The organism is Chryseobacterium sp. FG46 (assembly GCF_057809135.1).
This window is the reverse complement of sequence record NZ_JBMDJJ010000001.1, coordinates 210,986-225,235: the sequence shown is the minus strand read 5'-3', so window position 1 is coordinate 225,235 and position 14,250 is coordinate 210,986. Positions and strand designations below refer to the sequence as shown.

General features: G+C 36.0%; 13 protein-coding genes and 1 pseudogene. 10 read left to right on the top strand and 4 right to left on the bottom strand.

What is annotated here, in order from left to right; genetic code table 11:
• Positions 1 to 20: 20 nt before the first annotated feature.
• Positions 21 to 1,475 carry a sigma 54-interacting transcriptional regulator gene (locus tag ACODR7_RS00990; protein WP_488836538.1) on the top strand — a complete coding sequence of 485 codons (1,455 nt, stop codon included), beginning with the start codon at positions 21 to 23 and terminating at the stop codon, positions 1,473 to 1,475.
• A gap of 76 nt (positions 1,476 to 1,551) precedes the next feature.
• Here ACODR7_RS00990 and ACODR7_RS00985 read toward each other — a convergent pair whose 3' ends face one another.
• Positions 1,552 to 1,959: a YybH family protein gene (locus ACODR7_RS00985; RefSeq protein WP_488836537.1), complete on the bottom strand. Its 408-nt coding sequence runs from the start codon at positions 1,957 to 1,959 to the stop codon at positions 1,552 to 1,554.
• Positions 1,960 to 2,208, bottom strand: a complete 249-nt coding sequence (locus ACODR7_RS00980; protein ID WP_488836535.1) for an FUSC family protein — start codon at positions 2,206 to 2,208, stop codon at positions 1,960 to 1,962.
• Between the two features lie 167 nt (positions 2,209 to 2,375).
• Here ACODR7_RS00980 and ACODR7_RS00975 point away from each other — a divergent pair, with 167 nt between their 5' ends.
• The 9 genes and pseudogenes from ACODR7_RS00975 to ACODR7_RS00935 all read left to right on the top strand — a co-directional run bounded on the left by ACODR7_RS00975 (position 2,376) and on the right by ACODR7_RS00935 (position 8,052).
• Positions 2,376 to 2,507, top strand: a complete 132-nt coding sequence (locus ACODR7_RS00975) for a hypothetical protein (RefSeq protein WP_488836533.1) — start codon at positions 2,376 to 2,378, stop codon at positions 2,505 to 2,507.
• A 109-nt stretch (positions 2,508 to 2,616) separates the two neighbouring features.
• Positions 2,617 to 3,558, top strand: a complete 942-nt coding sequence (locus ACODR7_RS00970; protein ID WP_488836531.1) for an MBL fold metallo-hydrolase — start codon at positions 2,617 to 2,619, stop codon at positions 3,556 to 3,558.
• Between the two features lie 183 nt (positions 3,559 to 3,741).
• Complete coding sequence (locus ACODR7_RS00965) at positions 3,742 to 4,071, top strand: ArsR/SmtB family transcription factor (RefSeq protein WP_488836529.1); 330 nt, start codon at positions 3,742 to 3,744, stop codon at positions 4,069 to 4,071.
• Positions 4,072 to 4,147: 76 nt separating this feature from the next.
• Positions 4,148 to 4,621, top strand: coding sequence for a DUF6428 family protein (locus ACODR7_RS00960; RefSeq protein ID WP_488836527.1), 474 nt, complete (start codon positions 4,148 to 4,150; stop codon positions 4,619 to 4,621).
• Positions 4,622 to 4,640: 19 nt separating this feature from the next.
• Entirely contained in the window at positions 4,641 to 5,252 is a 612-nt protein-coding gene (locus ACODR7_RS00955) for an arsenate-mycothiol transferase ArsC (RefSeq protein WP_488836525.1), read from the top strand.
• Positions 5,253 to 5,254: 2 nt separating this feature from the next.
• Positions 5,255 to 6,286: an ACR3 family arsenite efflux transporter gene (gene arsB, locus ACODR7_RS00950; RefSeq protein ID WP_488836523.1), complete on the top strand. Its 1,032-nt coding sequence runs from the start codon at positions 5,255 to 5,257 to the stop codon at positions 6,284 to 6,286.
• Between the two features lie 240 nt (positions 6,287 to 6,526).
• The gene (locus tag ACODR7_RS00945; protein WP_488836521.1) at positions 6,527 to 7,315 is read left to right on the top strand and encodes a PhzF family phenazine biosynthesis protein; all 789 of its coding nucleotides are present in this window, start codon (positions 6,527 to 6,529) and stop codon (positions 7,313 to 7,315) included.
• 91 nt (positions 7,316 to 7,406) lie between these two features.
• Positions 7,407 to 7,777 (top strand): annotated as a pseudogene (locus ACODR7_RS00940) (ATP-binding protein).
• Positions 7,732 to 8,052, top strand: coding sequence for an ATP-binding protein (locus ACODR7_RS00935; RefSeq protein WP_488836519.1), 321 nt, complete (start codon positions 7,732 to 7,734; stop codon positions 8,050 to 8,052). Before ACODR7_RS00940 ends, ACODR7_RS00935 begins: the two are co-directional and overlap by 46 nt.
• A 240-nt stretch (positions 8,053 to 8,292) precedes the next feature.
• On the opposite strand, the gene ACODR7_RS00930 is transcribed toward ACODR7_RS00935, so the two are convergent.
• Entirely contained in the window at positions 8,293 to 11,355 is a 3,063-nt protein-coding gene (locus ACODR7_RS00930) for a non-ribosomal peptide synthetase (RefSeq protein ID WP_488836518.1), read from the bottom strand.
• A 1,517-nt stretch (positions 11,356 to 12,872) separates the two neighbouring features.
• Entirely contained in the window at positions 12,873 to 14,183 is a 1,311-nt protein-coding gene (locus ACODR7_RS00925; protein WP_488836517.1) for a hypothetical protein, read from the bottom strand.
• Positions 14,184 to 14,250: the final 67 nt, after the last annotated feature.

Genomic DNA, 14,250 nt, shown 5'->3' with positions numbered 1-14,250 from the left:
CCGATAAAGTATTACAAGAAATGAAAAACGATATTACATTTAAAGAATTAAAAGACTCTGGTTATACTCATAAAACGATTAATGAGGAAATTCAGGCCAATTTAATTGCCAGGATTAAAGCTAAAGAACCTGTATTTGAAGGACTTTGGGGTTATGAAGACACCGTAGTTCCCCAATTGAAAAAAGCAATTCTTGCCGGCCACCACATCAATTTACTAGGACTGCGCGGACAGGCAAAAACCAGAATTGCAAGAAGCATGGTTAATCTGCTGGATGAATATATGCCCATCGTAAAGGGATCAGAAATTAATGACAGTCCTTTTCATCCTATTTCAAAATTTGCCAGAGATCTGATTGATGAACTGGGTGATGAAACCCCAATTTCCTGGGTGCACCGTTCTCACCGTTTCTACGAAAAACTGGCTACTCCCGATGTGAATGTGGCTGACTTAATTGGGGATATAGATCCTATTAAAGCCGCTACCTTAAAACTGCCCTATTCCGATGAACGTGTTTTACACTACGGAATGATTCCGCGTGCGAACCGTTCTATTTTTGTTTTAAATGAATTACCGGATCTGCAGGCCAGAATTCAGGTTTCCCTGTTTAATATTTTACAGGAAGGAGATATCCAGATCCGTGGATTCCAGCTAAGAATGCCGCTGGATATTCAGTTTGTTTTTACCGCTAATCCGGAAGATTATACCAACAGAGGAAGTATTGTAACTCCACTGAAAGACAGAATCGGATCTCAGATTTTCACCCATTACCCAAAAACTATCGCTCTTGCCAGACAGATTACAGAACAGGAAGCATTGATTTCGGCTGAAGATAAAGCACAGATCCAGATTCCTGATCTGGCGAAAGATCTTTTGGAAGAAGTTGCTTTTGCGGCCCGTATCAGCGAATATGTAGACGCGAAAAGTGGTGTCAGTGCCCGTCTTACCATCAGTGCTATGGAAAATTTAATGGCAGCAGCCAAATTACGTTTAATTGAATCCGGTGCAGAAAGGACCACGGTACGTCTGCTTGATTTCATGTCGATCATTCCATCCATTACAGGAAAGATCGAACTGGTATATGAAGGCGAACAGGAAGGAGCTGATTACGTAGCCAAAATATTAATTGACAAAGCCGTAATGACGCAATTTGAAAGCCTGTTTCCGCGTATTTCAAAGCTGGAAAAAGAAGGGATCAAAACACCGTATACTGACCTGATCAGATGGTTCAACAAAAATCATTTAGAACTTAACTACAATGATACAGATGAAGAGTTTTATGCTAAACTTGATCAAATAAAACCTTTGACCACTGTAGTGGAAGAAAATGCCTCTGAATTGAGCAAAGAAGATCAGAATTTCTGCAAAGAACTGGTGCTTTGGGCATTAACCATCAGCAATAAAATTGACAAATCTGAAAATCAGAATGCATTCACTTTTGATTCTCCGGGAATCGGGCAATTCTTACGCAACTAAAATCAGTAAAATAATATAAAAGTAAAACCTTCAGTGCATCTGAAGGTTTTTTATTTTTTAAGAAACAAGATCATTTTTATACCAGGTTATCATTTTTAAGTACAGCAGAACCGAAAGGATTATCAACCAACCATAACCACTCGCCTTCTGCATTTCTTTTCATGATACAGGAAGTATTGCCTGTCATATGAATAGGATGTCCATCCGGAGCAGTTCCCGTCATTTCCCACTGATCCTGCCACATCGCCAGGTCATTTACAACAGTTATATGGGGAGTTTCCCCTTGGATATCCATTTTTAAACGGCAAATCTCATGAATGGCCAATGCTATCTGATCAAGCCCTCTCAGCTCCCGTCCATCCCTGTCAATGTATACTGCATCAGGATGAAAACAGCTTAATGCTCCCGCTGCATCTCCGTTCTTTATACAATAACGGAAATAGGCTACAGCACCTGCTTCTGTTTTTCGGTTAAAATTCTGCATTTACTTTAGATTTCTGGAAATTAATTCCTTTTCTAGTGCTTTCTTGTTTTTATTCCAGCTGTTCACAGCAAGACCTACAAATACCAGAGGCAACACTGTAAAAAGTCCAAAGCCTTTGGTTGCGGCACTATAAATCGAAATACCCACCAATACACCCAATATTACGGCATTGAGAATCTCGTTGGACTTGAATTTTCTTTTCTTCTCCAGCAGTTCCTGATCGTTTAGCTCTGATAATTCTTTTTCCATGGTTGGTTTCAGGTTTTTTCAGTTATTCTCTATTTTAAAACGATAAAATGTATGATTTCTTTATCTATTTTTATTGAAAGCTAAAATACAATATTGTGGAGACATTTTTTAATTTCTTTTATTTGTAATTTATTTCAGACCTAATATTGCTAAAAATATTGAAGCGTATGGAAGACAACCTGAATTGTATTTACAGAGTTATCAATTTCATGGAAAAGAATTATGATCAGCCTATTTCTGTAAAGGAACTGGAAGATATTTCTCACTCTTCTTACCGGAATATCCAAGAGTCAAAATAAAGCCTGCTCATTTTCCGCAGGCTTTACAGATACAGGGCTTCAATCCTCAGAAAATAACGTAAATTTGCTTTATCCATCCCGAAAAAGATGGTTTTCTATTATACGTATTATGAAAAAAACAGCACTTTCTTTATTGGTTCTTCTGAATATTGTTTGCCAGGCACAAAATTTTGATCTCATTCCCTTAGGAATATATGGTGGTGAGCAGGAAGACAATTTATCAGCCTATCTTGTAGGCGCTCCGAAAGACAATGCCTTTCTCTGTCTTGATGCCGGTACCGTAAATGCAGGAATCCGAAAAGCAATTGAGCTTAAAAGTCTCGACGGAACAACAGAAACAGTTCTGAAAGATCAGATAAAAGGATATTTTGTATCACACGGCCATCTGGATCATTTATCAGGTCTTATCATCAATTCTCCGGCAGATTCCAAGAAAGATATTTTTGCTATAGCTCCTGTGATTCAGATTTTGCAGAATCATTATTTTATCACAGATACCTGGATCAATTTTGCAGATCAGGGACAAAAACCTACCCTTGGAAAATACCATTACAATGAACTTCAGGAAGGAACTGAAATTCCTGCGCCTAAAACACCTTTTTTCATCACAGGCTTTGAACTAAGCCACGTAAATCCGTATAAAAGCAGTGCTGCATTGGTAAGAAGAGATGATCACTATCTGCTTTATCTGGGAGATACGGGTGCAGACCGTATAGAAAAATCAGATCGTCTTGATCAACTTTGGAATAGGGCAGCTCCTCTTGTTAAAAAAAGACAGCTTAATACGATATTAATTGAAGTTTCTTTCCCCAACAGCCAGCCGGAGCATCTGCTGTTTGGACACCTTACTCCTAATCTGCTGATTGAGGAATTGAGCAAACTCAAAGAAAAGACAGGACAAAGCAGCCTTGAAGGTCTCAATGTCGTAGTTACCCATAGAAAACCTACAGGTGATAATCCTGAACTCATCAAAAAGGAATTATTGAAAGACAATCCTTTAAAAATAAATTATATCTTCCCGGAACAGGGTAAAAAGATTAGTCTGCCATAACAACAAGCCAAAAGATGAAGCCTGTTTCGGCTTCATCTTTTTTATTTTCAAGGTTACCATTCATGATGGAATGATTTTAAAATACTGACATTCAGCAACTTAATTCTATATATCTGAAATTAACAAGTTTTTTCATGGCTATATTAAATTATCATCGTAATATTGCAATATAAAAATAAATCAATGGGAGTTACTAAAACAGAAATTTATACAGAAGAACAAAATAAGCTGGCTTCTCTTCTTAAAGTTTTGGGACATCCGGCAAGAATCGCTATTCTACAATATATTATTAATAAAAAGGCATGTATCTGTAATGATCTTGTTGAAGAACTCGGATTGGCTCAGGCCACCATTTCTCAGCATTTAAAAGAGCTGAAGAATATTGAAATTATTAAGGGTTCAATTGAAGGAAAGTCAATTTGTTACTGTATTAATGAAAATACCTGGAAACAGTTTCAGAATGAATTCAACCTGTTTTTTAATCAGGATGTTACTATAAAACAATGCTGTTAAAGGCATTTTTTTAAACAAATACATCGTAATATTGCAATATAACATTAAAAATTATAATACTCAATTTTAATCTATTATGAGACTATCAGAAATCAAAGAAATTCTACCTGCACTGGAAAATGTTGAATTTCAATTAGAAAACGGAAGTTTTGTCCCTGAACATTTCCATGTAACAGAAGTGGGTCAGATTATAAAAAACTTTATCGATTGCGGCGGAGTAATCAGAAATGAAAAAACAGTCAGCTTCCAGCTATGGAATGCGGATGATTACGAACACCGTCTTAAACCGGGAAAACTGCTTCATATCATTCAGCTTTCTGAGGAAAAACTAGGAATAGAAGACTCGGAAATTGAAGTTGAATATCAGGGAGAAACGATTGGAAAATATGATCTTGAATTTAACGGAAAAAATTTCGTTCTGAAAAACAAAACAACAGCCTGCCTTGCCCAGGAAGCCTGTGGAATTCCTTCTGAAAAACAAAAGAAAAACCTGTCTGAATTATCCGTAAACTCTACATCAGCTTGTACTCCGGGATCAGGATGCTGCTAATTAATTCTATTAAAATATCATGTATCAAGAATTAGTAAACACGGTTCAATCTCTGAAATGGGAAAATACAGATCCCGCTAGAAAAGAGATTCTGCAGCCATTGATCAGCTTTATTCAGCAAAAAACAGATAACGGCAAAGAGGTCAATCTGAATTTTATCTGCACTCACAATTCACGCCGGAGCCATCTGGCACAGGTTTGGGCACAGGCAGCCGCTTCTTTCTTTGCGATTCCGGAAGTTCACTGCTATTCGGGAGGAACGGAAACAACAGCATTATTTCCTAAAGTCGCGGAAGTCCTGGCAGAACAAGGTTTTTCTGTTTTCAGCATTGCAGAGACTATCAATCCTGTATATGCTGTAAAATATGATGATAACAGCCTTCCGGTAATTGGTTTTTCAAAAAAATACGACAGTCCGTTCAATCCTGTATCCGGTTTTGCCGCAATTATGACCTGTTCACAGGCAGATGACGGATGTCCTTTTATTCCCGGTGCAGAAAAAAGAATTCCGATCACATTTGAAGATCCTAAGATTTCAGATAACACACCGGAACAGGGAGCAATATATACTGAAAGAAGCTTACAAATTGCACAAGAAATGTTTTATGTTTTTTCTAAAATCAAAAGATAATCATGAAGCCCAGATTACAATTTCTTGACCGTTATCTTACCTTATGGATTTTTCTTGCGATGGGTATAGGGATTGCTTTGGGACATTTTTTCCCGTCTATTCCTACTCTTATCAATTCACAGTCTGTTGGCACTACTAATATTCCTCTGGCTATAGGACTCATTTTAATGATGTATCCGCCATTGGCTAAGGTTGACTACTCTCTTCTCCCATTGGTTTTTAAAGATAAAAAAGTAATCGGAATTTCTTTATTCCTCAACTGGATCATTGGTCCGGTTCTGATGTTTGGTCTTGCCATCCTGTTTTTAAGACATGAACCTGATTATATGGCAGGTTTGATCCTCATCGGTCTGGCCAGATGTATTGCCATGGTGATTGTCTGGAATGATCTCGCTAAAGGTAACAGAGAATATGCAGCTTTGCTGGTTGCTTTAAACAGTATCTTTCAGGTATTCACTTATAGCTTTCTGGTATGGCTGTTTATCAATGTACTTCCTTATCAACTGGGTATCGCAAGCTTTAATGCCCATGTTTCTATGCAGGATATCACAGAAAGCGTATTGATTTATCTGGGAATTCCTTTTCTGGCAGGCTTTCTCACACGGTATTTTCTGATAAAATCAAAAGGTGCAGACTGGTACAACAGAAAATTTGTGCCTAAGATATCTCCTGTTACACTGTACGCTTTATTATTTACCATCGTACTGATGTTTAGCTTAAAAGGCTCTAAAATACTGGAATTGCCAATGGATGTCATTAAGATAGCAGTGCCATTGGTTATCTATTTTGTTTTGATGTTTTTTGTAAGTTTTATAATCAACAAAACATTGAAAATCCCTTATGATAAAAATGCGTCTATAGCCTTTACTGCTTCCGGAAACAATTTTGAACTGGCCATTGCTGTGGCCATTTCGGTCTTTGGTATTCATTCACCGCAGGCATTTGTAGGAGTAATTGGCCCTTTGGTAGAAGTTCCGGTATTAATACTTCTGGTAAAAGCAAGTTTACTATTGAAAAGGAAATGGTATCATTAATTTCATTACAAAACAAGAAGCATCGCCGAAACAGTGATGCTTTTTTAGTGGATATTACTTCTTACTCAATTTATAATTGACACCTCCTTCATTTTTATTTACCACGTAATTATTACAAACCGGAGAATGAAGAAGTAACTGTTTATTTACATAAAAAGGATCTGAAACCTTTTTTAAGAATACCTGAGGTTTGCCTGTCTGAAATAGATTATCTTTATACTTCACAAATTTTTACAACCTATGAAGTTAGAATTATATCAGATAGATGCTTTTACAGAATCTGTTTTCCATGGAAATCCGGCATGTGTTGTTCCATTAAAAAATTGGTTACCCGATGAAATCCTTTTAAAAATAGCCCGTGAAAATGCGGTAGCAGAAACTGCTTTCTTTACTGACAATGGAGATCGTATTCATCTGAGATGGTTTACCCCTGAAATAGAAATGGATTTATGCGGCCACGCTACCCTTGCTACTGCTCATTGTCTTGTTTCCATCCTGAATTATGAGCGCAATAGAATCATTTTTGAAACCAAAAGTGGTGAACTGACAGTAGATGTTAAAGATGGGATGTATTATATGGACTTTCCGTCCAGAATGCCCGAAGCCACTACTCTTCCGGATACGATATCCAGATCGCTTACTATACAGCCTAAAGAAGTCTTCAAAGCGAGAGATTATGTTCTGGTATACGATTCTGAAGAAGATGTAAAAAATATCAGGATTGAAAGATCCGTTTTTGATCTTATTAATCTTGATCCGGGCGGTGTTGTAGTAACAGCAGCAGGTACTGATTGTGATTTTGTTTCAAGGTATTTTACCCCGCAGTCCTCCATTCTTGAAGATCCGGTTACCGGCTCTGCACACTGTTCACTGATTCCCTTCTGGTCATCAAGATTAGGAAAAGATAAGCTTTTTGCGCGTCAGATCTCTGAAAGAGGCGGCCAGCTCTATTGTGAGAACAAAAACGAAAGGGTAATTGTGGCGGGGAAAGCCCAAACATATTCTGCAGGGCATTTTTGGATTGAATAAGAATGTTATCCTGTATTCATTAATAAATATAAAAAAGCCTTGAATCAAATAATTCAAGGCTTTTTGGGACACTATCCCAATCATCATATAGATGATGTACACGGTAGCCTACTTGATTGAATCCGAGTATGACGACAGGGAAAGCAGAAAGGTAGAAAGATTAATTACTACAACTAAGTTCAGACACAGGGCATTTATAGAAGAGATTACTGCCTCTTCTTCAAGGAATATTGATAAGAATACTATTGGACGGTTATCTTCCTGCGATTTTTCTCTCAGAAACAGAATATTCTTATTACAGGAAGTACAGGAGTTGGAAAAAGTTTTATAGCAACTGCCATTGGCTACAAAGCCTGTACAATGGGATATAAAGTCATGTACTTCAGCATCAACAAACTCTTTTCTCAAAGCTTAAGATGGCTAAGGCAGACGGATCTTACCTTAAAGAGATTGCCCCTATAGAAAAGCAGGATCTTATTATACTTGATGATATTGGATTACAATCGCTGGATAATCTGAAAAAGCTGGATTTTATGGAGATTATAGAAGACAGACAAGGAAAACGTTCCACTATAATGGCTTCACAACTGCCTGCAAGTGAATGGAATGAAGCAATTACAGAACAAACAATAGCCGATGCAATACTTGACAGAATGGTTCACAACTCCCTGAGAATAGACCTTAAAGGAGAATCAATGAGAAGAAAAAAAGCTGATCAGAAAATCAGCTCAGAATAAAGATTTATTTTATATTTTTAAACCATCTTTTAGACACCGTTTTTGACTTTATTCTTAGTGGTCAATATCACTGGAATTTACACCAAGCCATATGAAAGAACAACATTTCTTCATCTATCAATGTATTTGCTGATCATTCACTGTCAAAATAAATTAACAAATAAACATAATTTACTAAAATTTGATGATTCTTTAAAATTCAATAATCTGTATAATAACCAACTTTAAGGCTACAATACATTAAATCATCTTCATAAAGCGAAGATAGGCTTCTATTACTTTCTTATTAAAAATAGCAGGCCGGATATCCGTATCTTTTAAAAAACGCTCTGTATTATCACTTTTAAAGTAATAGGTGTTTTCATAGGATTCTACGAGAGATTTACCCTCATGAACATCATCGGTAAATAAATAAAGCAGGGAATAAATTGGCAGTTCCTGATTTCGTCTCCAATGCTCAAACCATTTTTGAAAATCTATGCCTTTCATTTCCAAACCGCAGTAGTCGCTTATACGTACACAAAAATCTGTAAGCGACAAATCGTGTTCCGGTAATGGATTAAGGTTAAAATTCAATCCTACGGCATCCGGTTTCTGACTAATATAAGCAATGGCTTTACAAACGTAATCAACGGTAACAACTTCATCTTTCAGCCCCATCACCAAGGGAAATGCTTTTAATTCAATACAAGAGCGCATTAAAGAGCTCCACCATTGATTCAAAGGCGTTGCACCAGTATCTCCATGGCATACAACAAAGCCTAAACGGAAATTAATCACAGGAAGCCCCTTATCACGAGCTTTGGAAGCCATGCTTTCCATTACCCATTTACTTCGTATATATCCCATATCGCGGCATACAGCAGGAAGATTCTGCTCTATTGGCTCATCTTCGGTCATCCACGTTTTCCCTGTAAAACTTCTGCCCCAGCTGTATACTCCCATTGAAGAAGAAATGATGAGAAACTTAATTTTACCATTTACCGCCAGATGCAGTATATTAGCCATTCCATCAACATTAGGCTTTTTGATATGCTCATATGGCTGAACATAACTTACATCGCTGCCCATATGATAAATGACTTCCATTTCCATTTGAAGCTCCTGGTATAAGTTTTCATCAACTCCAAGATTAGGCTTCGTCAGATCTCCCAATACAATTTTTATTTTGTCTTCGTACGTTGCTTTCCATACCAACTTGAACTTTGAGAATGTACTTTTGATCCGTTCCATACCAAGCTTTTCATTTTCAGCACGCACAAGGCAGTATATGATGGCATTGGGATTTTTTGGGATAAGCTCTTCTAAAATATGTGAGCCTACAAATCCGGTAACCCCTGTAAGAAAGATTCTTGAAGGATTGGCCAGAACCTGAGGATCCGGCTGTTCTGTAATTTCGAAATCAAAAGGTAATTCAGAATCTTTTAATAATTGCTCTTCTACCAAGCGGGCCTTTTGCTGTTGTGTAACTTCATTCTGAGTCAAACGGTTTTTGGCTTCTGTTACAAAGAGATTAATTGTTGGGAAACGGTACAATTCTGGTAATGAAACTTTTTTACGGACATTTAATGGCAGACGATCGTGCATTTGGGCCAACATTAAAGAATGTCCTCCCAATTCAAAGAAGTTGTCATTTTCGTCAATTTCATTCAGATTAAGCAGATCCATCCAGATTTCAGTCATTTCCTGCTTAAGATCTGAAGCATCAACTTTTTCTTTGGCCTTTTTAACGACTTGCTGTAGCGGAATATGGAGTTTGTTTTTATCAATTTTTCCAGTTAAAGTGAGTGGAAGTTTATCATAAAGAACAATTTTTTCGGGAAGCATATAAGTAGGAAGACTCTGTTTTAATCTTCCCCTTATGTCTTCTAGCGTTATGTGTTCTTTATCAGTATCGTAAAGCTCAAGAAAAGCAACAAGCATGGGCAGTCCATGCTCCGGACGGTGGACTTTTACGGCTGCATTGGCAACCTGTGCAAGCTTTCCTATATGGTGTTCAATTTCTTTCAATTCAATTCTAAAGCCTCTTAACTTAACCTGGTCATCGAGTCTTCCTACAAACTCAATATTGCCGTCTTCTCTCCAAAATGCACGGTCACCTGATTTGTATAATCGGCAATCTGTTCCATAGGCCGATTTCATCCACTCTGGTCCTTCAATATAGACTTCGGAAGTTTCCAGAGGCCTATTGATATAGCCTTTTGCCAATTGCTTACCACCTATATATATTTCTCCGGTGACACCCTGGTTTACTTGTTCAAGATTTTTATCCAGTATGTATATCTGGGCGCTGCTTAGAGGTTTTCCTATGAGGTGAGGGTTTGTGTCTTCTTCTTGAAACTGATGGCTCACCACACTCACTGTAGTTTCCGTAGGACCATAGACATTAATGAGCCGAACACGACTGCACCAGTTCTTTACCGTTTGTTCCGAAGGAGCCTCCCCTGCAATGGATAAAGTATGAAGAGATCCGATGGGAATATCCGTAGGAAGTGTACTTAATACCGCAGGAGGAAGATACGGGACAGTATCAATTTTATGATCAATAATAAAATCTAACAAAGGCTTTCCTATAATTTTATTATCCGGATACAAAACTATAGTGGCACCGGTTAATAAAGGTATCCAGATATCAATGATGGACACATCAAAGCCTATGGAGCTGAATTGAAGAGTTTTGTCCTTGCTGGAAAAACCCCAGAGTTCCGTAAAAGACTGTACAAAGGTACAGAAAGCTTCATGATGAATTTCAACGCCTTTTGGTGTTCCTGTACTTCCAGATGTATAGATGATATATGCAGTCTGCATTGGATTGATATCATCAGGATTCATGATCTCAGTGTTCACTTCCATTGGCTTAGCTTTCCATTGATCTATATTTATCAATTGGATGGACGTTTCTGAAAACTTCTCAATATAGGTGTTTTCAGTGATGATAAGTTCCGTTTGAGAGTCTTCAATCATCATTGTAATCCTGCTTTCCGGTAACTGTCCATCAATAGGAATATAAGCAGCACCTATTTTGAGTACCGCTAAAAAAGATATGATTCTTTCCACAGACTGAGACATGCAGACTGCTATAAATGTCCCTTTTTTCAGCTGTAAGGAAAGCAGGTGCCCCGCCAACTCATCAGACCTACGGTCCAGCTCTTCATATGAAAGAGATCTTTCCTCTGAAATCAAAGCTACTTTCTTAGGAATAGATTGACTTACTTTCTTAAAAATAGACATCACATTTTTGAATTGATTTTGCTGAATGTGAAAATCATCATTAACATTTTCATGAATGGTTTGGTTTTTCATTGTTTTAGTTTTTCATTAATATTATTGAACTTGGTATTCTGTTACTAATAATAAATTTGTTACTGCATTATTTACGTTTTAGCTATACCCATTAACGGTCTAGGTCCTCAAAGACATAGTACAATAACAACAGTAAGGTTCAAGAAGTGTTCATTACAGTACTATAATTCTATGATGGATACTTTAAGCCGATCTGTAAATACAAACCATTCTTATATAAGTTCCCTTTAGCCATATAGCAGCAGATAAAGTATCTATAGCACTCACAAATACAATTTATTTGCAGTGTATGTATTGGAGAGTTTGATTCAATTCCTAATCTGAACTTTGAATTTCAATGTTTGCTCTGATATTGAGCATAATAAATTTTCATGGTAAATAGTTTTTAGTTTTGGTTATACTAAAATAATTATTTTTCAACTAATTATTAATTATTTTTCATTAATAACTAATAAAAATATTTAAAAAAAACTATATGATTAAAAAAATCTAAAGCATAAAGGATATTTTTTAACAATCTATCCCATCTATAGATTTTATGTAATTTACATTTAACGTGAGCCTAGAAATACCGATCCAACCGTCAGATTAAGTCTCCTTGGACAAGACACTATTCTATTCACAACTTGGTACATATTAAATTTTTCTCTTCATAAAATGCAATATGCAGCAATATACAATTGGTTTCTAGCTGATACAGCAAACTTATACCAGTGGGAATATTTCCAATAAGTGGAGCGTAAAACATTATATAGCTGAATCCAGTTGTTTATTTTAATTCAACTGACTGAGGATCAATAAAAAAACAAGTAAGAATAGCACTTACTTGTTGTTAGGAATTTTTAAATAAATCAGTTTCTTCTTATTTAGAAAATTCTTTTTGTATTCCAAGAAATTTTTCTGCATCAAATACACTAAACAAAGCATGCCTTTTCATGAGCTTTAATAAAGCTAGCACGCCTGGCAATGAATTGAAGCATATCGTAATAGAAACACATCCAAAAAAAAGCCAATAACAAAGACTTTATGTTTAAGAAACAAGTCTTCTATACTATATAAAATATATATCTTTTGCAGAAAGCTCAAAATTAAAGATGTTCATATTTTGATCAAATGCTCCTTCTGAACTGATTTTGGAATTATCAAAACCTCAGATTAGATCAATCAACTAAACACTATTCATTTTATATAGCTGAGCAAATTAAAAATTTCTACTATATCATGATTATTTACTTATAGTTTTTATATCTATATTTTTTGGATGTGTTAATTCCAAACTCTTATTATTAAAAAAACGTATGGGAAAAAAGAAAATTTCATCTTATTTGATTTTTAGAATCATTAAAAAAATTATATAAGTAAATATTTCAGTTCATAGTAGAATATAAACCTTCATCTTTATCAATCTCACTGATTTATTTTGTAAGATTTATTCAAATTGTTAAAAAGTGACGACCTTTTTGATTCTACATGTATTTTTTATCTCCTGGGATTTTTATTTTTTATTCAGACTATAATCAGTTAGCATTTACTCTAATCCATTCTCCAGAACCTAAATGTATATATTCTGCAGATGTATTAATCTGTATGGAAGTATTATTATCAGACATTATAGAACCACCAGTAGGAGGATTTGTACTTATATTTTGTGCACTTTTATTGACTATAAGAAGCGATTTACCTGCCGGATAGGAAGAAGTAAAAGTATAGGTAACAGGAACAGCGGCATCGTTTACAACTATTTCATCAGTATCTAAAATGGTACGGCTTTGAGTCGTTCTGACAATAGCACGGCTTTGAGATGCAGAAGTGCCGGGCGTTCTCCACACTGCTTTTAATTTAGTTATGTCGCTGGGATTTTGCACTAATGTTAAAACCTGACCTGCCGTTTCAGTTGATGGAGTTACATTTTCTAAATCAGTTAAATACAGGTCTGTATTTTTTATTGTTACCGTTGATCTATAAACACCGGCGCTGATTTCTGTACCCGTGCCATTGATAACTATTGGTGTAGTTGAATTATCAAAGGCATAATTAGTTAAATTTAGGTCTGCATCCACTACAAAAGAAATAATCCCAGGATTTGCAACAATTTTACTTTCAGGTATCCCTCCTATAAAAAGCTCGTTTTGAGAACTTCCCGGTACTCCTCTTCCCGTAACCATCTGCCAAAGTCTTGCTCCATCTAATTGATTATTTGAGAAGAGGTAACTGTATTTAGGATAATTCCCTAATGTATTATTAGTGAATAAAGTACCTGTTGATTCAAATTTATAATCAACAGAATTTAACGATGATCCATTGAGAAATACCATATTGTTCGTTTCTCCTCCTATAAATGAAAAAGTTGGCATACGCGTTTTTTGACTAGTACTATAATTAATAGCACTAGCATTAAAACCAAGTCTAGAAGCTGATGCAGCAGCGGTATACATTCTAACCGTACGAAATGGATTAGTAATAGTACCATCATTGGTGTAGATATTCTGGTTTGCGACTTTTTGCCATAACGCTCCATCAAAATAGTAATATCCTATAGCATTAACATTAATACGTTGACCTAAAGCATCTCCTCCAGTAATATCAGTAATGTATACTAACGCACCCTCTTGATTGGTACCATAAGGTGCAGTAAGAGAAGCAAGTTCTGCTCTGGTTAATCTGGGGGCCTGCAACCCATAAGTTTGCGCTGTGTCAGTTAAAACATTAGATGAATTTCGTTTTGCAGAGACATCAAATGTTGTTTTGGGTTCTGCAGTATTTATACCTACTTGAGCCGTAGTTAATCCTGAAATTAACACCGAAAATAAAATTGCTTTTCTTGTCATTAATCTTTTATTTTTATGGTTAGTATTTTCAGTAATATTATGGCATAAAATGAAAATAAAAAACATT

What these genes read in the sequence shown, in the direction of transcription:
- ACODR7_RS00960 (WP_488836527.1), top strand. Translation starts at nt 4,148, where the DNA reads ATGAGACTATCAGAAATCAAAGAAATTCTACCTGCACTGGAAAATGTT.
- ACODR7_RS00935 (WP_488836519.1), top strand. Translation starts at nt 7,732, where the DNA reads ATGGCTAAGGCAGACGGATCTTACCTTAAAGAGATTGCCCCTATAGAA.
- ACODR7_RS00965 (WP_488836529.1), top strand. Translation starts at nt 3,742, where the DNA reads ATGGGAGTTACTAAAACAGAAATTTATACAGAAGAACAAAATAAGCTG.
- ACODR7_RS00970 (WP_488836531.1), top strand. Translation starts at nt 2,617, where the DNA reads ATGAAAAAAACAGCACTTTCTTTATTGGTTCTTCTGAATATTGTTTGC.
- arsB (WP_488836523.1), top strand. Translation starts at nt 5,255, where the DNA reads ATGAAGCCCAGATTACAATTTCTTGACCGTTATCTTACCTTATGGATT.
- ACODR7_RS00980 (WP_488836535.1), bottom strand. Translation starts at nt 2,208, where the DNA reads ATGGAAAAAGAATTATCAGAGCTAAACGATCAGGAACTGCTGGAGAAG.
- ACODR7_RS00955 (WP_488836525.1), top strand. Translation starts at nt 4,641, where the DNA reads ATGTATCAAGAATTAGTAAACACGGTTCAATCTCTGAAATGGGAAAAT.
- ACODR7_RS00945 (WP_488836521.1), top strand. Translation starts at nt 6,527, where the DNA reads ATGAAGTTAGAATTATATCAGATAGATGCTTTTACAGAATCTGTTTTC.
- ACODR7_RS00990 (WP_488836538.1), top strand. Translation starts at nt 21, where the DNA reads ATGAAAAACGATATTACATTTAAAGAATTAAAAGACTCTGGTTATACT.
- ACODR7_RS00975 (WP_488836533.1), top strand. Translation starts at nt 2,376, where the DNA reads ATGGAAGACAACCTGAATTGTATTTACAGAGTTATCAATTTCATGGAA.
- ACODR7_RS00925 (WP_488836517.1), bottom strand. Translation starts at nt 14,183, where the DNA reads ATGACAAGAAAAGCAATTTTATTTTCGGTGTTAATTTCAGGATTAACT.
- ACODR7_RS00930 (WP_488836518.1), bottom strand. Translation starts at nt 11,355, where the DNA reads ATGAAAAACCAAACCATTCATGAAAATGTTAATGATGATTTTCACATT.
- ACODR7_RS00985 (WP_488836537.1), bottom strand. Translation starts at nt 1,959, where the DNA reads ATGCAGAATTTTAACCGAAAAACAGAAGCAGGTGCTGTAGCCTATTTC.